Source organism: Streptococcus sp. V913 (assembly GCF_054353455.1).
In genome coordinates, this window is sequence record NZ_JBTHHX010000003.1 from 67,648 (window position 1) to 86,559 (window position 18,912).

Below are 18,912 nucleotides of genomic sequence, written 5' to 3' on the forward strand. Positions count from 1 at the left end.
AAAGAAGTGCAGGACAAAAAGACCTGCAACATCCATGAGCTTTGACCATCATTTCTATTGCTTTTATTATTGTAGCAAATTGAGAAAATTTGTCAATCTATATGTACTGACAAACTTGTCCATCGCGGTAAGCATTGTCAATCAAACCGCCACCGAGACATTCTTCACCGTCGTAAAAGACAACTGCCTGTCCTGGTGTAATCGCGCGCTGTGGCTCCGCAAAGATGACTTCTGCCTTGTCTCCTTTGACATGTACAGTCACCTTAGAATCAGGCTGACGGTAGCGGAATTTAGCCGTACATTCGAGCGTGAATTCCTCTGGCATGTCACGAGTAAAGTGAACTTGACTGGCTTCTAGGCTTGTTGACATGAGCGAGTCATGGTAGAAACCTTGGCCGACATAGAGGATATTCTTGCTGAGATCTTTTCCGACAACGAACCAAGGGGCATTGTCACCACCGTGTTGCCCACCGATACCGAGCCCACCACGCTGTCCAATCGTATAATACATCAGACCTGCATGCTCACCCATATCGCGACCATCCACAGTCATCATTCGACCAGGCTGTGCTGGTAGATAGTTGCTGAGAAAGTTTTTAAAGTTCTTTTCTCCGATAAAGCAAATCCCTGTCGAATCTTTCTTCTTAGCAGTCGCAAGGCTTGCTTTTTCTGCTAGTCTGCGAACTTCAGGTTTTTCCAAATGTCCCAAGGGGAACATGGTTTTTTGCAGTTGTTCTTGCGACAGTTGGCTGAGGAAATAGGTCTGATCCTTGCCATTGTCCACGCCACGAAGCATGTGAACGATACCATCCTCATCACGCGCTACTCGAGCATAGTGCCCAGTCGCCACATAGTCTGCTCCCAAGGTCATAGCATAGTCCAAAAAGGCCTTAAACTTGATTTCCTTGTTGCACATAACGTCTGGATTTGGCGTGCGCCCTGCACGGTATTCCGCTAGGAAATACTCAAAGACGCGGTCCCAGTACTCTTTTTCAAAATTGACAGAGTAGTAAGGAATGCCGATCTGGTCTGCAACCGCAGCCACGTCCTTGTAATCTTCGGTCGCCGTACAGACGCCGTTTTCATCTGTGTCATCCCAGTTCTTCATGAAGATACCGATCACATCGTAGCCCTGCTCCTTGAGCAAGAGAGCAGTCACCGACGAATCAACACCACCACTCATCCCCACAACAACACGTGTTTTAGAGTTATCACTCATGGTAAGTCTCCCATCTATTCGTTTATTCATACCCTTCAAAATTCTATTCATTATGACTTTCAATAGAATTTCTTTGAGTATAGTCTTTTCGTTTGCTTTTAGGACTAGGCAACGAGTCGCAGGCATAACTTGAGTTCGCTCAATCAGTCTGGGAGACTGATTGAGGTTATAAATCAGACAAGCTCTGCTTGCATCTCATTTCGAGTTAACGACGTAATAAAAGATAAACGAAATGACTAGTTCACGATTGAAGGTCGTGTGTGCTTTAACGATTGAAGGTCGCTTGAGCAGTATTCATTATAACACGCTTGGTTGGAGAAGACAAGAAAGAGGCTGATAAATCATCTCAGCCTCTCTTTCATACTTTGCAAATGAATCAATTTTCCCCTTTAAGTTCTTTCTTCGCTTGTTCTATCTGGTATTTCACTTGCTCAAAACCGGTTCCTCCTAAGGAATTCCGTCTCTGAACAGCGGTTTCTGGACGCAAGTAGATATAGATATCCTCTTCAATCAAGGGATGGTAGACTTGCAACTCCTCCAAATCCCAATCTTGAATGTTTTTACCATGTTTGATAGAGTCCAGGACCAGTTTTCCTACAATTTCATGCGCTTCTCTAAAAGGGAGACCTTTTTCTGCCAAATAATCTGCCAGTTCAGTCGCATTCGAAAAGTCATTCTCTGTGGATTGCTGCATTTTGTCCTTATTAACCTGCATGCTTGATAACATACCTGCCAACACATCCAGAGAATTCAAAATCGTTTCTACTGTATCAAACACGCCTTCCTTGTCCTCTTGCAAATCCTTATTGTAGGCCAGAGGCAAAGACTTCATGACGGTCAATAGTCCAAGCAAATGCCCGTAAACCCGTCCTGTCTTCCCTCGAATCAATTCAGCCATATCAGGATTTTTCTTCTGGGGCATGATAGATGAACCTGTTGAAAAGCTATCAGACAAGCTAATGTACTGATACTCAAAACTACACCAATTGATGATTTCTTCACAAAAACGACTCATATGCATCATCAACATGCTGGCATTTGACAGAAATTCCAAGATAAAATCACGGTCACTCACTGCATCCAAGGAATTGGTATAGGGTTGTTGGAAACCCAATAAATCACTCGATAATTGACGATCGATTGGAAAAGTTGTCCCCGCTAAGGCAGCTGCACCCAGTGGAGATAGGTCCGTATGTTTCAGGTTAAATGCAAAGCGCTCGCTGTCCCTTTGAAACATATTGTAATAAGCCATGAGATGGTGGGCAAAACTAATCGGTTGGGCGTGTTGTAAATGAGTATAGCCTGGCATGATGGTTTCCACATGTTTTTCAGCCAAATCCAGCAAAACACTGTTCAGATTCGCCAACTTATCCAAGACATGGCCAAGCTGCTCCTTTAGATATAAGTGCATATCTGTTGCGACTTGGTCATTCCGAGAACGAGCCGTGTGCAGTTTCCCAGCCAGAGGACCGATTTTCTCTGTCAGCAACACTTCCATATTCATATGAATATCTTCATTTACAATGTCAAAATGAAGCTCCCCTGCCTCTAGATCTTGCAACAAAGCTTTCAGACCATCTTGGATCTGATCTACCTCTTCCAAGCTCAAAATACCAGTCTGTCCTAGCATTTGAACATGAGCTAAGGAACCCATCAAATCAAATTTTGCCAGCTGGTGGTCAAAGGAAATACTCGCACCGAACTGTTCTACCCAATCTTCCACAGTGCCTTCAAATCGACCACCCCATAATTTTGTATTTTTCGACATATCCTGTCGTCCCTTTCTATCGCGTCACTACTCAACATTTTTCTGAACTTCTGAATAAACCTTAGTCGGAAGCCCCCAAAGCTTGATAAAACCAACAGCCGCATCTTGGTCAAAGGTATCCGCACTAGTATAAGTCGCCAAATTTTCATCGTAAAGAGAATTTGGTGATTTCCGAGCCACTACCTGGGCGTTCCCCTTATAGAGTTTAACTTTTGCAGTTCCATTGACAACTTTCTGTGTCTCCTTGATATAGGCAATCAAAGCCTGAGTTGCTGGGCTAAACCACAAGGCATTATAGATGAGATTGGACAACTCATTTTCGATAATAGGTTTGAAATGAGCCACTTCTCTCACAAGAGTCAAGTCCTCAATCTCCTTATGAGCCTCCAATAAAGTCACAGCACCTGGGCACTCATAAATCTCTCTAGACTTGATACCGACTAGGCGATTTTCCACATGGTCAATACGACCAACACCGTGTTTGCCTGCAATTTCATTTAGATTTTGAATCAAATCCGCCACTTTCATCTTTTCTCCATTGAGGGAAATGGGCACCCCGCAGCTAAACTCAATGTCAATAAATTCTGGACTGTCTGGCGCCTCTTCTGGCGAAGATGTGATTCCAAATGCTTCTTCTGGCGCTTGGTTCCAAGGATTTTCCAAAACACCACATTCATTTGCACGTCCCCAAAGATTTTGATCGACAGAGTAAGGATTGTCAAGGTCAGCAGGAACTGGAACACCGTTTTCTTTGGCATATTGGATTTCTTCTTCACGAGACCATTTCCACTCACGAACAGGCGCAACTACCTTTAGATTGGGATCCAAAGCTGCGATAGAGACTTCAAACCGAACTTGGTCGTTTCCCTTACCTGTACAACCATGGGCAATTGTGGTTGCCCCCGTCTGATGAGCTATTTCAACGAGTTTTTTTGAAATAAGAGGGCGACTCAGAGCAGATACCAAGGGATACTTTTGTTCATAGTAGGCATGAGCCTGAAGGGCCACTAAAACATAGTCATTCGCAAATTCTTCCTTAACATCAATGACATAAGACTCTACAGCCCCAACCTTGAGAGCTTTATCATGGATGAATTCCAGATCTTTTCCTTCGCCCACATCCATACAAACAGCGATCACATCATAGTCTTTTTTTAACCATGTAATAGCAACTGATGTATCCAATCCACCTGAATAGGCTAAAATGACTTTTTCCTTACTCATTTCTCTTCCTTCTTTCTATTTTTCGATAGAGGCTTTAAAAGCATCGTCAATCAATTTGTCCAATTCCCCAGAATCCTTCAACTTCTGGATAGTTTTGTCAACCGCCTCTTTTAATTCTTTACTGTCTTTTTTCATCGCAACAGCGTAGGAATCTTCTTTGTCATTGTCAAAATCAAACTCAGCGATGGCTAGGTCTGAATTATTCTCTACGAATCCTTTCGCCACTGGTTCCTCAAAGATAACCGCATCTAGTTGCCCTGATTTCAAATCTGTTATCAAATTTCCATTTTTAGGAAGTGAAACGAGAGAAGCATTCTGCAAGGTTTCTTTGGCCAGAGTTTCCTGGATAGAACCTTTCTGCGCTCCAACCTTTTTCTGAGCCAAATCCTTGACTGATTGGTAATTCGTTAATTCAGATTTTCTTACGATCACCTTATTTTTCGAAGTGTAGTAGGGAATTGAAAAATCATAAACTTGACTTCTCTCCTCCGTTTTAGAAACACCTGATATGGCAAGATCGGCCTTACCTGAATCAAGACTAGCCAGTACATTGTCAAAACTCATTGGAGAGAACTCCACTTCTACACCTAGTTCCTTTGCGATGGCTTTGGCTAGCTCAACATCTGAACCTACAATCTGATTTTTCCCATCGACCAATTTCTGGTATTCAAATGGAGCAAACTCTGGATTTAAGGCTACCACCAATTTTCCTTTCGCCTTAATGGCTTCAACACCTTGGGATTGAGTGTTACTACAAGCAAATAATAAGGGAAACATAAGCAAACCAAACATCGTCATCAACACCTTCTTCACTTTATTCATAGAAAAGCCTCCTTTTATTTTTATACTTTATCGTTGTATAAATAATACTCCTCTCATCCTCGTTTGTCAAGAAAAAACTGTATTTTATTTCATTTTAATCAAGAAAAAGCTTATTATATGATATATTTTTACACATAATAAGCTTATTTATACTATTTAATTTTTTTAAAAATACAATTGTCCAATTACAAGTAAGATGAAGAGATCAACGAACTCTCCACATTCTCTTTCACAATTCAATGACTCGATGACACTGTTGAGCCACATAGGCATCGTGGGTAACGATAATGACCGTTTTACCTTCCTTGTTCATATCTAAGAGAAAGTTCAAAACCAAATCTCGATTTTCAGGATCTAGAGAACCGGTTGGTTCATCTGCTAAAAGGAGCTGGCTGGGTTTTAAAATGGCTCTAGCAACTGCGATTCGCTGCTGTTCCCCTCCAGATAACTCTGAAACCTTTTGATGTAGAATTGATGGCAACCCCACTCTCTCTAAAATTTCTTCTATCTTTTTGACTTTGTCCTTCTTGGATAATTTTACATACTTTAGAGCGAGCATGAGATTATACTCTACCGTTTCATTATCAATCAGAGCAAAGTTTTGAAACAGATAGGAGATATGTTCGCGGATAATCGCTTGCGACTTAACAGAATTGACAGGTACATTTTGCTGACCGAAAATTTCATAATGTCCACTGTAATCGCCATCTATCAAACCCAAGAGATTTAACAAGGTTGACTTGCCACTGCCACTTTTCCCAACAATGGCAACTAAATCTCCTTGGTTAATCTTTAGAGATAAGTTCTCCAAAATAACTTTTTTCCCAATGGTTTTCGTAACATTTTCCAACTTTATCATAAGTGATCCCCTTTCAATAACTGCACTACATTTCTTTGTTCCATCTTAGAGCCCAAGAAAAGCACAAATAGGATATCTAAGCCTGTAAATCCTGCAAAAAGTAGGAGCGGGAAAAGTGCCTGTGTAAAGAATAGCAAAACTATAAAAGGAAGACTATAAACGGCTAATAGAAGACCCAGCAAGGAACGATACCGATCTATCAATTTCCAACCCATAAACTTCTTGGTAATAATATCTGTTCGCTTCAACAAGAAAGTTGTCACTAGTAAGAAGTAGGAAATCATCATACTAAGAAGACCAACCAAAGCAAAGAGTATGTTGAAATTCCGAACAGCATCTCGATAAGAATCTACTTTCTCTTGTTGAATGGCTTGAATAGATGAAAATTTTAAATAATTCCCATCTGATAATTTCTCAACTAACGCTGTCACCTCTTTTTGGTGTTGAGCCGTATTTTCGATTTTAATCGGGTTATTTAAACCTGTTGTTGACAGGCGAGCTTTTTCATCCCACATCATATCAGAATCATTGACCAAGCTAATAATTGGATTGTAGAGATTTTCCTTTCGCTTATCACTATATGGAAAGAACGACCAATCTCCTTCATAATAGGCAATCTCGACATCCATCTCCTCTATCGTTCGTTTTTGCTGCTCTTCATACTTCATCGAAAGATAGGCAATTAATTTCCCCAAGAGCTGATTTTTATCTTCTTCACCTTTCGTACTTGCTGGCATCAAAATAACTTTTTTTGCGCCGGTATCTGGTAACTTGAATCCCTGACTTTCTAAAAAATGACGATTGGCATAGTAAACAGTTAGCATATCAGCCAGTTGATACCGCTGCACTTGTTCTGCAGTGACAAAATTTTTTATAGGCAGGTTGCTAGTTTGCACATAGCCCGCCTGCGTTTTTTCTACCAAATCCAGATAAAATCGATAGAAATAATCTACTGCCTGCCCTGAGCCTGCCAACTGCTCTTGCCACAAGTTATCATTGAGTTGGAAAGTTTCCAAGGTCAGATAATTTCCTTGACTGATCCACTGTTTCTGGTAATCCAACTCTTTGTTTTCTTGCTCCAAACTTTTTCCTACCCCAACTAGCAAGACTGTCAGTAAAATGGTAGTTCCAATTTTCATCAAATAATTAAAGAGTAAACCAAATTTGAAAGATGAAAAACTTTTCAGCAGAGAGCTGATTGTCATTTTTTGGATTAAGAGATAGGTCAACCAACTGATAAAGAGATAAAGTTGCAAAAGCAAAAAATGCGACAACCATAACATTGGGAACAAATCTTTTGGCTTGTAATCAAGCAAGAAACACACTCCTAGATTGATCACAAGCGTCCCACCTAGTAGGAGGTAGAGGTTGCCTTTCACAACATCAGCTAAAACAGCCCGATCTTGAAAACCAAGTAATTTTTGTACCCCAACTCTTTTCATCTCCATCATCGGTTGATACACTGTCACTAACACAAGAAGTAAAATAGCCAAGACAAAAACAATGGCAGATAAAAGCAAATCTCGATTTATGACTTCCACTGCACTTTTATAGGTTGGCTCTAGCAAGGTAGCCTGGTCTATCTTGAAAAAATCGCTCCATTTCTGTACAATCCTATCCTTGTCCATCTCTTGTGTAGAAGTTATCGTATAGCGACCATTTAAACTACGAGATGTATCCTTGATATAGGTTTGAAAAGTCATAAGCTGAATAGGCTTGGCTTTTAGAAAAGTCGGAATCGTACCAAGTTTATTGGAAATTTCTTTATTACTGTAAACTCCCTCACCATCTGTGGTAAAATCAAGAGAAGAAATCCCAAACTCTTGGTAGGGAAAGGTATCTTTATCAAAAACACCAGACTTGACCACCTCATCACCACTGTCTGTTTTGATGATGGAGACTTTATACTCCTTTGATACATCCTCAAAAAATCGAAGAACAGATGCTGCAGGTTCGTTAATATCTTTCAAATACAAATCCAAAGAATCTACAGTCTTTCCCATTTCCCGAATCCGAACCACTTCACGTGTGTAGTTTATATTAAAAACAAAAAAAGTGGTACACAACAACAGCAGAGACATACAAAGATGACTGATTTTTTTCATAAAGATACCTCCAATAAAGTTCTCCCTCTCCTAATAGGAGAGGGAAAATTCCACTTAAAATCCATAGAAATATTCTAATCCTGTTGGTGGAATCTTTGTGAGGGAAGCTTGAGCCCAAACCTCGGGAGCTTCACGATCCTTAGAGATTCTACTACCATGTCGGACCGTTGCTGTATGAGATCGAGTAGAATGTAAATAATCAGAATATCCAAAAGTTCCTGTCCAACCTACTCCATAATTCCATTGACCACCATCAACCCATACTGCTAAAGCATTTGTAGTAGCAAGTAAACCACATACCATTAAAGATGCAACACCAATTTTAACTAATTTTTTCATGATTTATTTCTCCTGTTTGTTGAGAGCTATGCCGTAAAAACAGCTATAATAATGTGTCAACAAGTATCATAGTCCATTGGACTCACCTTCCTTTCGTTTTTACAACTAGCGCATTATATTGGCCAATTCCACGGAAACTGTGAAGCTATAGCAACCAAGAATGCAAGAAAGACCAAAAAGCGAAGTACTTTTTTTTCCATAATTTTTCTCCTACCTTTTTTATAGCTATATTATAACTCTTTTCTTAACGTCAAAGATTCTTGTCAGCTTTTTCACAAAATTATTGTAGATTTTTACTTTACTTTACTTTTTATGTCTTTATGATACAATATTTTTAATAACACAATAAAATATGTTAACTTTTTTCACGAACAAGGAGGAGATCATGCGATACGATTTTGGAAATGTTTATAAAGAAATCCGTGAGTCAAAAGGGTTAACTCAAGAGGAGGTCTGTGGGGATATTCTCTCAAGAACCAGCCTATCAAAAATCGAAAGCGGGAAAACAACTCCTAAATATGAGAATATGGAGTTTCTTCTCCGACAAGTCAATATGAGTTTTGAAGAGTTTGAATATATCTGTCAACTTTATCAACCAAGTCAACGCACAGAAATTATGCAAACCTATCTCAATATGAGCTCAATCCTAGGGACTAATGAACTCGAAAAACTATTTCAAAAATGTCAAGACTACCTCAAAACTCACCACGACCTCCCCATCAAAGAGATACGAGATATGCTAGAAATTGTTATCTATATTCGCCAAAATGGGACTAAAAAACTGTCAATCGAAGTTAACAATACTGTAAAGAAGCTATGGAAGAAGATAGAAAAGCAGGACACTTGGTACGAGAATGACTTAAAAATTCTCAATACCATTCTCTTTACCTTTCCTATAGAACATATCCATCTCATCACTGGAAAAATCTTGCAACGCTTAGAAGTCTATAAAAACTATCAACATTTATATGACTTGCGAATGGCAATCCTACTCAACCTCTCCACCATTTACTTATACAATCAAGATAGAAATATGTGTAAACAAATATGCTATACTTTACTAGAAGATGCCAAGAACAAGAAAAGCTACGATAGGCTTGCTATCTGCTATGTCCGTATTGGGATTTGTACGGATGATTCTAAACTTATCCAAAAAGGTTTCTCCCTTCTGGAACTAACCGATGAAACCTCCATGCTATCTCATCTCAAAAAAGAAGTAGAGACCTATCATCAACCAAAGGAAATATAAAAAAGTCGAGGGATTTCCTCGACTTTTACATATTTTTCTGTTAGCTAGATCTTAATACCAACCGTTGTTAAGCCAGAAGTTCTTGGCAGCTGTCCATGAGCCGTAGCGTCCTGCAACGTAGGCATCTGCTACACGTTCTTGGTTTTCAGCTGAGTAGTCACCGTTCAAGTATGAATCTGTCAATTGGTAACGTCCGATGTATTGGCCATTTGTAGCTGTGTAACTACCGCCTGATTCTTTTTGAGCAATCCATTCTTTGGCTTCTGCTTCAGAACCACTTACAGTAGATGTTGCTACAGTGTTGCTTTCTGCTGCTGGTGCTTCATAAGTTGTAGTTGCAGCTGGAGCTTCTTCAACTGTTTCTGTAGCTACTGGAGCTGTTTCTTCCGTTGTTGCTGCTGGAGCTGCAGTAGAAGCTGTCCCTTCGATGACCAAAACTTGGTCAACATAGATAAGGTGGATATCTTTGATATTGTTTTTTGCTGCTAATTTTTCAGCAGTCGTGTTGTACTTCTCAGCAATTTCTGAAAGAGTATCACCTGATTTAACAGTGTATGTTACAGTTTCTTGTGCAGAGGCAAGAGCTGGGGCAAAGAAAGCAAGTAAAGCTGCTACTCCTGCGATAGTTGTTTTGATTTTTTTAGTTGTTAATGACATATCTAAAAATTCTCCTTCCATTGAATATATCTATGATACCTTTTAAATATTACCGTTGTTTAACGGTTTTATGTAGAAATATTACAAAAATATTTTATATTTACCGTTTTAAGGAGGTTTTTGTCACAAAATGCCTTGTTTTATACCATCTTTAATCATTTTGAGCTTTTGGTAAGGGAAATAAGCGCAGAACTTCATTCTTTGATATAATAGAAACAAGAATCTTTGTAAGGGGAAACAGATGCACTCACTTCGTTTTCAATCTGTCTTTGATATTATCGGACCTGTCATGATTGGCCCATCAAGTAGCCATACAGCTGGTGCCGTTCGTATCGGGAAAATCGTCTCATCCATTTTTGACGATACGCCAACAGAGGTAGAATTCCAATTATTTAACTCATTTGCCAAGACCTACCGTGGTCATGGAACGGATCTTGCTCTCGTCGCTGGTATTTTAGGTATGGATACGGATGACCCCAACATTCCAAATAGTCTCGAGATTGCCCATAAGCGTGGTATCAAGATTGTCTGGACCATTCAGAAAGACAGCAACGCTCCTCACCCAAACACCACCAAAATCACTGTGAAGAATGAACACAAGTCCATCAGTGTGACAGGGATTTCAATCGGTGGGGGAAATATCCAAGTTACGGAGCTTAACGGCTTTGCTGTCTCTCTCAACATGAACACACCGACCATTATCATCGTGCATCAGGATGTTCCAGGTATGATTGCCCATGTTACTGAAGCCCTCTCTCGTTTCGATATCAACATCGCTCAGATGAATGTGACTCGAGAAAAAGCTGGAGAAAAAGCCATTATGATTATCGAAGTCGATAGTCGAAGTTGCGAAGAAGCGATTGAAGAAATCCGAAAAATCCCTCATCTCCACAATGTCAATTTCTTTAAGTAGGAGGAAGCATGTTTTATTCTATCAAAGAATTGGTCGAGCAGGCGGATCTAGACTTCCAAGGAAATGTCGCAGAACTCATGATTGCGACAGAATATCAATTAACCGGTCGAGAACGGCCAGAAGTTCTCCTCCTCATGGAACGCAATCTAGAGGTCATGAAAGCCTCCGTTGAGCTCGGTCTTAGTGAAAACAAATCCCGCAGTGGCCTAACAGGCGGAGACGCGGCCAAACTAGACCGCCATCTCAAAAGTGGCAAGGCCTTGTCTGACTTTACCATCCTATCAGCAGCCCGTAATGCCATCGCGGTCAACGAACACAACGCTAAAATGGGTTTGGTCTGTGCCACCCCAACCGCAGGGAGTGCTGGTTGTTTGCCAGCCGTTCTCACTGCCGCTATCCAAAAATTAGACCTTAGCCACGAAGAACAACTGGATTTTCTCTTTGCTGCTGGTGCCTTTGGATTGGTTATCGCAAACAACGCCTCTATCTCAGGTGCTGAAGGTGGCTGCCAGGCCGAAGTCGGCTCTGCCTCTGCCATGAGTGCCGCAGCCTTGACCTTGGCTGCAGGTGGAACCCCCTATCAGGCTAGCCAAGCCATCGCCTTTGTCATTAAAAATATGCTGGGTCTCATCTGTGACCCTGTCGCTGGTCTGGTTGAGGTTCCCTGTGTCAAACGAAATGCCATGGGAGCCAGCTTTGCCTTTATAGCGGCAGATATGGCCTTAGCAGGTATCGAATCTAAGATCCCTGTTGACGAAGTCATCGATGCCATGTACCAGGTCGGATCGAGCCTTCCAACTGCCTTTCGTGAAACGGCTGAGGGTGGACTCGCTGCCACTCCTACTGGTCGTCGCCTACAAAAAGAAATCTTCGGAGAATAAGCTTATCTATTAGGAGAAATCATGCCCTCTATCTCAGCAATCTTTTTTGATCTAGATGGAACTCTGGTTGACAGTTCCCTCGGGATCCACAATGCCTTTACCCATACCTTTAAAGAGCTAGGAGTTCCAAGCCCTGATGCCAAAACCATTCGTGGTTTTATGGGACCGCCACTTGAAAGTAGTTTTGCAACGTGTCTTCCCAAGGAGCAAATCTCGGAGGCTGTTCAAATCTACCGCTCTTACTACAAGAAAAAAGGCATCCACGAAGCCCAACTCTTTCCCCGAATAACGGAATTGCTCCAAGAGCTTTCGCAAAACTACCCTCTCTATATTACCACAACAAAGAATACTCCTACTGCTCATGATATGACTAAAAATCTAGGAATCCATCATTTCTTTGATGGCATTTACGGCTCTAGTCCTGAAACGCCACACAAGGCGGATGTCATCCGTTTTGCCTTGCAAACGCATCAACTCCCTGCAGACCAAGTCCTCATCATCGGGGACACCAAGTTTGATATGATTGGAGCCCAAGAAACTAGCATTAAAAAGTTCGCTGTTACTTGGGGATTTGGAGAAGAGGCTGATTTACTCAGCTATCAACCTGACTGGATTGCCCATACCATTGACGATATCATTAAGCAGCTATAAATGATACAACGATTTGAAATTACAGAGTAAAAAGGCCAAGGTCCTGTACAAACAGAACCTTGGCCTTCTATTTATAATTAATTGGTTGGACACTCTTACTCAACGTGGGTTGTCTCATTTGCAAAGGAAATAATCGCTTCTTTGAGCTCATCTCCGCTGAGTGAACGGAACTCTTCAATCTTTTGATCAATGGCTTCTAGAGGCATGACGTTAACCTTACCAACGAAAATCTTATCCATGACTTGGTTATCAACCAATTCGGTCGAAACCAAGAGTTCTTCGTAAAGTTTTTCGCCTGGGCGAATACCGACTTCAACGATTGGAATTTCACTTTCTGTGTGCCCGCTTAGAAGGACCATTTTCTTAGCCAAGTCGTAGATCTTGACCGGTTTGCCCATATCAAGGATAAAGACTTCTCCGTCCTTAGCATAAGCACCAGCATGGATGACCAGACGGCTAGCTTCTGGAATGGTCATGAAGTAACGTGTCATACGGAAGTCTGTCACCGTTACGGGACCGCCTTCAGCAATCTGACGTTCAAAGACAGGAATCACGCTACCACGGCTACCGAGAACATTCCCAAAACGAACTGCACAGTAGGTTGATTTGCTACGTTGGTTAAAGCCAGTGACAATCAATTCTGCCACGCGCTTAGTCGCACCCATAACATTCGGTGGATTGACCGCCTTGTCAGTCGAAATCATGACCATCTTAGGTACTTTGGCCTCATCAACAGCCTTGGCAACATTGTAGGTCCCGAGGATATTGTTCTTGAAGGCTTCTTTTGGATTGCGCTCCATCATCGGAACGTGTTTGTGGGCTGCAGCATGGTAGATGATTGCTGGTTTATACTGTTCAAACACTTGTAAAAGACGATCATAATCCTGAATATCTGCAATGACAGGAACATAATCAATCCCTTGGAATTTACGAATCAACTCATGATAAATAAGGTAGATTGAATTTTCACCATGTCCAAGCAAGACGATACGCTCTGGGTTGAAGCGGCTAATCTGGCGACAAATCTCCGAACCAATCGAACCACCGGCTCCTGTCACCAAGATGGTCTTACCTGTAATTTCTGCACCCAGACGTGATTCGTCAAGGCGAATTTCCTGACGGCCCAAAAGGTCTGTGATATCAATTTTTTGGAAACCACTACCTGATTGATGTAATCCTTGAACAACTGTCTCAACTTTAGGCATCTTGTAACATTTGACACCTAATTTATTACACATCTGCAAGATACGTTCATACTCTGATGGATCGAGCGAAGGGATTGCTACGATAACACGCTCGATTTGGTGACGTTTGGCCAATTCAGGTAGATTGTCATAAGAGCCTAGAACTGGGATTCCACCTAGTTTTTGCCCTTTTTTCTTTTCATCGTTGTCCAAAATCCCCACTATCTCAAGCTCACTGGTTGGATGTTGGTAGCTATTCATAAAGAGGGCACCACCATCTCCCGCACCAATCAAGAAGGTACGACGATGCTCTCCATCTCCACTACCCTTTTTACGTTTGGAATAAATCAACTGCCAAGTGATGCGAGGAAGCAAGATGAGGAAGGTACTCAACAAAATGAAGAGCACGATGAAACGGATTGAAAATAATGGAAGAAAGGCATAGCAGATTCCATAAGAAAGAACACTACTGAGTGTCACTCCAAAAAAGATTTTCATAAAATCCGTAATCTTACTGTAGCGACTAATACTAGCATTCAGCCCCCAAAATGCAATTATGATTTGATAGAGAAGGAAGGCTAAAAGAGTGTAGATCACATAGTCCACAGGCGCAGGATTTATTAGGCCGTAAAACAAGATATAAGACACGATGATGGAAACCACCATACTCAGAATATCGAATATCCCCCAAAACACTTGTTTTTGCTGTTTATTTAAAATTTCAACCAGATCAATCACGTAATCTGTTAGTTTTTTATTCATAGGAATTTACTCCCCCTTAAAAGAGTCAGATGATACTATTGTTATGATAACCCGAATCGTTCAACCTATCAGGTCTTACTTGCTCTTTCTTAAAAGTTTGACAAAGATAAACTGACGTACAAAGCCTGGACAAAGTGCAACAATTGCCTGAATGAACATACTTTTAGCATATTCCATGTAAGAAATTTGCCCTCGCTCAAGCATCCGTTGGCGAGCTTGACGGTAGAATTTAAGGTAACGCAAGCCACCTCGACGCTCAAACATTCCTGCACCTACACGAACCTTACACAAGATTTGATCTAGGTTGCCAGTCTTGGCACCTGCCGTAATCATATTGAGCCAGAGGAGATCATCCTCCATGTAAAGCCCGTCTTCGTAGTTGCCCGCTTTGAGGACCATGTCCTTTTTGAACATGACTGTCATATGGTTAAAAGCACTTCTCATTCTCTGATAAGCCACAATGTCTGCGTGCTGAGTTGGAACACGACGATAAGACACAATCTCATCTGGATTGTCAATGAACTCTGCAATCTGCCCACCTAAGAGATCGAGATCTTCTTTCTCCATTAGCTGAAGCTGTTTCTCAAAACGATCCGGAACGGCTAAATCGTCCGTATCCATCCGTGCAATAATGTCATACTGGCACTGCAAAACACCGTAACGAAGAGCCAATCCTAAACCTTGATTTTGCTCTAAGGGGCAACGCTTAACTGGAATGTTTGACTGAGCTTCCACTTCATCTAGCACCTGATAGAGCTCAGGTGTGAGGGGCCCATCCTCAACAAGAACAAGTTCACTCGGTTTCAAGGTTTGATTTTGAACACTTTTGATAGCATCTCTCAAAAACGTCGGGCTTTCCTTTACATAGACCGACATCAAGACGCTGATTTTTTGCTTTTCAGGCACCGTTTTTCTCCAATATATAGATTTCCTTCCACTATTTTATCACAAATTTTCTCACTTTCCTATTTTTATATCAAATCAAGGAAAATTCTAGTAAAGAAATGTATCTCCTTTCACTCTATTCTCGCTTAAATCAATCGAACTTTCTTAGCTGTCATTACTTGACATTATAAGGAAAAAAACTTAAAATAAGCTGTTATTAAAATCATCCTATCGAGGTTTTTATGAAAAAACAATCACTCTTTTTTATCCTAGGGATTGTCTTAATCGGGACCGTTTTACGCTCTCCTTTCACTGCTCTTCCAACCATTTTAGGAGATATCGCTCAGGGACTAGGAGTTGAGGTTAGTTCTCTTGGGATTTTAACCAGTCTCCCTCTCTTGATGTTTGCTCTTTTCTCGGCTTTTGCAAGCCGCTTGGCGCAAAAAATCGGGTTGGAACATCTCTTTACTTACTGTCTCCTCCTCTTAACTGTTGGCTCTGTCATTCGTATCTTCAATCTTCCCCTTCTCTATCTAGGGACCCTAATTGTGGGAGCAAGCATTGCGATCTTCAATGTACTCCTCCCAAGTATGATCCAGGCAAATCAGCCTCAAAAGATCAGTCTCCTAACAACCCTCTATGTCACTGCCATGGGAGTTTCGACAGCTATCGCTTCTTATCTATCCGTCCCTATCACCCAAGCCAGTTCTTGGAAGGGCCTCATCCTCGTTCTCAGCTTTCTATGTCTGGTCACTCTGCTAGTCTGGTTGCCAAATCATCGCCACAACCACCACCTAGAAAGCCAAAAAGAAAAGCAAGTCAAAGAGAATATTCTAAAAAGTAAAGATGTCTGGGCCATCATTATCTTTGGTGGTCTTCAGTCCTTGCTCTTTTATACGAGCATGACCTGGCTACCAACGATAGCCATTAGTGCTGGTCTTTCTAATAAAGATGCGGCCCTCCTCGCTTCTATCTTCTCACTGATCAGCATTCCTTTTTCCATGACTGTTCCAAGTCTAACCACTCGTCTGTCAGATGGTCATCGTCGAATCATGCTGGCAATTATCTCTATCGCTGGTATGATAGGAATTGCTATGCTCTTGTATCCAACCAATAATTTCCTCTACTGGTTAGTCGTCCATCTCTTGATTGGAACGGCCTGCAGTGCTCTCTTTCCCTACCTCATGGTTTGCTTCTCTCTTAAGACCAGCTCGCCTGAGAAGACTGCGCAACTCTCAGGTCTAGCGCAAACAGGGGGCTACATCTTGGCGGCCTTTGGTCCTACCTTGTTTGGTTATAGTTTTGACCTTTTCCAATCTTGGATTCCAGCGGTTCTTGCCCTTCTAGCCATTGATATCATCATGACTATCTCCCTCTTTATGGTGGATCGGGCTGATAACATCCTCTAAACTCCTAGTTTTTACTAGGAGTTTTTTATATGTAAAATTTTTACACATATTTCTTGACAGGGCTTTCATTTTGAGATACAATATATTTGAAAAGAGTATATATAAAATTTTTATATAATATAAAGGAGGTTTCCCATGTACTTCCCAACATCCTCTGCCTTGATCGAGTTTCTCATCTTGGCTGTACTGGAGCAGGGGGATTCTTATGGTTATGAGATTAGTCAAACCATTAAGCTCATCGCCAATATCAAAGAATCTACGCTCTATCCCATTCTCAAAAAATTGGAAGCCAGTGGCTTTCTCACCACCTACTCTAGAGAGTTTCAGGGGCGTATGCGCAAATACTACTCCTTGACCAATCGGGGCGTAGAGCAGCTCGTTACTCTAAAGGAAGAGTGGACGCTCTATACCGAAACCGTCAACGGCATCATAGAAGGGAGTATCCGCCATGACAAGAACTGACTATCTGACTCAGTTAGAAACCTATCTCCATAAACTACCTGAAGCTGACCGCATCGAAGCTATGGACTACTTTAAGGAACTATTTGACGATGCCGGTTCAGAGGGTGAAGAGGAGCTCATCGCTAGTCTAGGAACACCAAAAGAAGCCGCTCATGATGTTCTCTCTAACCTCCTCGACAAAAAAGTCAATGAAGCCCCTGCTCAAAAGAATGACCGTCAACTGCTACACATTGCCCTACTTGCCTTACTAGCAGCCCCTATCGGAATTCCTGTTGGAATTGCAATTATATTAACCATTATCGGGCTTTTTATCGCAGCCGCCTCCGTCATTCTAGCCTTCTTTACCGTCTCTGTGACAGGTATCCTACTAGGCGGACTCTTTATCGTAGAGAGCTTTAGTGTCCTAGTCGAAGCCAAATCTGCCTTTATCTTGATTTTCGGGGCTGGTTTGCTTGCTATCGGTGCTTCTTCTCTTGTTCTACTAGGCATCTCCTATGTAGCTCGTTTCTTTGGTCTTCTGGTCGTCCGTTTGGTGCAATGGATTCTTAAAAAAGGAAAGAGAGGTGACAGACATGCGTAAATTGACGAAAGGATTTCTCATTTTTGGTGTGGTTTCTACGATTCTTGGTTTTATCATGATAGTTGTAGGCGCCCAGTCCAATGGTATTCAAAGTTTGCTTGCCATGTCAAAAGACCCCGTCTATGACAATCGCACCGAAGAAGTAACCTTTGGAAGTGAAGTGGAAAAACTTGATTTGACCCTTGAGGAACATAGCCTAACCATCACAGAGTCTGTAGATGACAAGATCCATATCACCTATCATCCTTCGGTGTCTGGTCGTCACGATCTGACTACTGGCACGAGTGACAAAACACTGAGCGTCACTGACAAACAAGCCTCCCAACATCGTTTTCTCGGTTCAGGAATCGAAGGCCTACTCCGTATCGCCAGCAGCTATTCTCATCGTTTTGACGAAGTCATTCTCTCCCTACCTAAAGGAAGAACTCTGAAAGCTATCAATGTCTCAGCCAATCGTGGACAGACCACTATCATAAATGCTACCCTTGAAAATGCGACCCTCAATACAAACGGATATCTCCTCCGAATTGAAGGAAGTCGTATCAAAAACAGCAAATTCACAACGCCCAATATCATCAATATCTTTAAAACAGAATTGACAGATAGCCAGGTCAAGACGGAGGGGGGACACATCTATGCTGAAAACATCAAGGTTCAAGGCAAGGTTGAACTAGACTCTCATAACGACTTAACACTCTTTCTTTCTAAGACAGAATTCGATCGTATCAATCTAGATATTTCTTCCAAGCATGGCGGTATTTATCGTAAGGCACAAAGAGAGCATCCTAAACAAAAAGAGAATGAACTTACCAATCCTTATAAAACAGAAAAAGCCGATGTCAAGGACCTACTCATTATAAAAGCCAATCGGGATATCTACCTCCCCAAGGAAGAAGAGTACTCTGCTCCACCTAGAAATCATTGACAAAAACGCTTTCATCTG

Annotated in this window: 18 protein-coding genes; 8 read left to right on the forward strand and 10 right to left on the reverse strand. The window is 41.5% G+C overall.

What is annotated here, in order from left to right:
- Positions 1-97: 97 nt before the first annotated feature.
- The 7 genes from mnmA to ACXYSL_RS06510 form a co-directional block, all read right to left on the reverse strand.
- Positions 98-1,219, reverse strand: a complete 1,122-nt coding sequence (gene mnmA / locus ACXYSL_RS06480) for a tRNA 2-thiouridine(34) synthase MnmA (RefSeq protein WP_458624286.1) — start codon at positions 1,217-1,219, stop codon at positions 98-100.
- A gap of 376 nt (positions 1,220-1,595) precedes the next feature.
- Positions 1,596-2,987, reverse strand: coding sequence for an argininosuccinate lyase (argH, locus tag ACXYSL_RS06485; RefSeq protein WP_458624287.1), 1,392 nt, complete (start codon positions 2,985-2,987; stop codon positions 1,596-1,598).
- 27 nt (positions 2,988-3,014) lie between these two features.
- Positions 3,015-4,211, reverse strand: coding sequence for an argininosuccinate synthase (locus ACXYSL_RS06490; protein WP_458624288.1), 1,197 nt, complete (start codon positions 4,209-4,211; stop codon positions 3,015-3,017).
- 15 nt (positions 4,212-4,226) lie between these two features.
- The gene (locus ACXYSL_RS06495) at positions 4,227-5,033 is read right to left on the reverse strand and encodes an ABC transporter substrate-binding protein (protein ID WP_001045253.1); all 807 of its coding nucleotides are present in this window, start codon (positions 5,031-5,033) and stop codon (positions 4,227-4,229) included.
- Positions 5,034-5,262: 229 nt separating this feature from the next.
- Positions 5,263-5,892 (reverse strand): ABC transporter ATP-binding protein, encoded by a 630-nt coding sequence (locus tag ACXYSL_RS06500; RefSeq protein ID WP_070683642.1) that lies wholly within the window; start codon positions 5,890-5,892, stop codon positions 5,263-5,265.
- On the reverse strand, positions 5,889-7,997 hold the full coding sequence (locus ACXYSL_RS06505; RefSeq protein ID WP_458624289.1) for a bacteriocin-associated integral membrane family protein: 2,109 nt from the start codon (positions 7,995-7,997) through the stop codon (positions 5,889-5,891). The genes ACXYSL_RS06500 and ACXYSL_RS06505 overlap by 4 nt, the downstream gene beginning before the upstream one ends.
- Before the next feature lie 54 nt (positions 7,998-8,051).
- Positions 8,052-8,336: a lactococcin 972 family bacteriocin gene (locus ACXYSL_RS06510; protein WP_084939443.1), complete on the reverse strand. Its 285-nt coding sequence runs from the start codon at positions 8,334-8,336 to the stop codon at positions 8,052-8,054.
- Between the two features lie 385 nt (positions 8,337-8,721).
- On the opposite strand from ACXYSL_RS06510, the gene ACXYSL_RS06515 reads away from it, so the two are divergent.
- Positions 8,722-9,585 (forward strand): helix-turn-helix domain-containing protein, encoded by an 864-nt coding sequence (locus ACXYSL_RS06515; RefSeq protein ID WP_198464286.1) that lies wholly within the window; start codon positions 8,722-8,724, stop codon positions 9,583-9,585.
- A 51-nt stretch (positions 9,586-9,636) separates the two neighbouring features.
- On the opposite strand, the gene apf is transcribed toward ACXYSL_RS06515, so the two are convergent.
- The gene (gene apf, locus ACXYSL_RS06520; protein ID WP_000060311.1) at positions 9,637-10,242 is read right to left on the reverse strand and encodes an aggregation-promoting factor; all 606 of its coding nucleotides are present in this window, start codon (positions 10,240-10,242) and stop codon (positions 9,637-9,639) included.
- Between the two features lie 241 nt (positions 10,243-10,483).
- Here apf and sdaAB point away from each other — a divergent pair, with 241 nt between their 5' ends.
- The 3 genes from sdaAB to ACXYSL_RS06535 are packed head-to-tail and all read left to right on the forward strand — an operon-like array spanning position 10,484 to position 12,687.
- On the forward strand, positions 10,484-11,155 hold the full coding sequence (gene sdaAB, locus ACXYSL_RS06525) for an L-serine ammonia-lyase, iron-sulfur-dependent subunit beta (RefSeq protein WP_458624290.1): 672 nt from the start codon (positions 10,484-10,486) through the stop codon (positions 11,153-11,155).
- An 8-nt stretch (positions 11,156-11,163) separates the two neighbouring features.
- Positions 11,164-12,036: an L-serine ammonia-lyase, iron-sulfur-dependent, subunit alpha gene (gene sdaAA, locus ACXYSL_RS06530; protein ID WP_000500031.1), complete on the forward strand. Its 873-nt coding sequence runs from the start codon at positions 11,164-11,166 to the stop codon at positions 12,034-12,036.
- A gap of 21 nt (positions 12,037-12,057) precedes the next feature.
- Positions 12,058-12,687 (forward strand): HAD hydrolase-like protein, encoded by a 630-nt coding sequence (locus tag ACXYSL_RS06535; RefSeq protein ID WP_458624291.1) that lies wholly within the window; start codon positions 12,058-12,060, stop codon positions 12,685-12,687.
- 95 nt (positions 12,688-12,782) lie between these two features.
- On the opposite strand, the gene ACXYSL_RS06540 is transcribed toward ACXYSL_RS06535, so the two are convergent.
- Both ACXYSL_RS06540 and ACXYSL_RS06545 read right to left on the reverse strand, forming a co-directional pair.
- Positions 12,783-14,633, reverse strand: a complete 1,851-nt coding sequence (locus tag ACXYSL_RS06540) for a polysaccharide biosynthesis protein (protein WP_001035719.1) — start codon at positions 14,631-14,633, stop codon at positions 12,783-12,785.
- 75 nt (positions 14,634-14,708) lie between these two features.
- A complete protein-coding gene (locus ACXYSL_RS06545; RefSeq protein ID WP_458624292.1) occupies positions 14,709-15,539 on the reverse strand; it encodes a glycosyltransferase in 831 nt (276 codons plus the stop codon).
- Between the two features lie 221 nt (positions 15,540-15,760).
- Between ACXYSL_RS06545 and ACXYSL_RS06550 the strand changes: the two genes are divergently transcribed.
- The 4 genes from ACXYSL_RS06550 (at position 15,761) to ACXYSL_RS06565 (ending at position 18,894) form a co-directional block, all read left to right on the forward strand.
- The gene (locus ACXYSL_RS06550) at positions 15,761-16,927 is read left to right on the forward strand and encodes a CynX/NimT family MFS transporter (protein WP_458624293.1); all 1,167 of its coding nucleotides are present in this window, start codon (positions 15,761-15,763) and stop codon (positions 16,925-16,927) included.
- 135 nt (positions 16,928-17,062) lie between these two features.
- Entirely contained in the window at positions 17,063-17,389 is a 327-nt protein-coding gene (locus ACXYSL_RS06555; protein WP_000273861.1) for a PadR family transcriptional regulator, read from the forward strand.
- Positions 17,376-17,969, forward strand: a complete 594-nt coding sequence (locus ACXYSL_RS06560) for a DUF1700 domain-containing protein (protein WP_458624294.1) — start codon at positions 17,376-17,378, stop codon at positions 17,967-17,969. Before ACXYSL_RS06555 ends, ACXYSL_RS06560 begins: the two co-directional genes overlap by 14 nt.
- A complete protein-coding gene (locus ACXYSL_RS06565; RefSeq protein WP_458624295.1) occupies positions 17,962-18,894 on the forward strand; it encodes a DUF4097 family beta strand repeat-containing protein in 933 nt (310 codons plus the stop codon). The genes ACXYSL_RS06560 and ACXYSL_RS06565 overlap by 8 nt, the downstream gene beginning before the upstream one ends.
- The last annotated feature ends 18 nt before the right edge of the window (positions 18,895-18,912 follow it).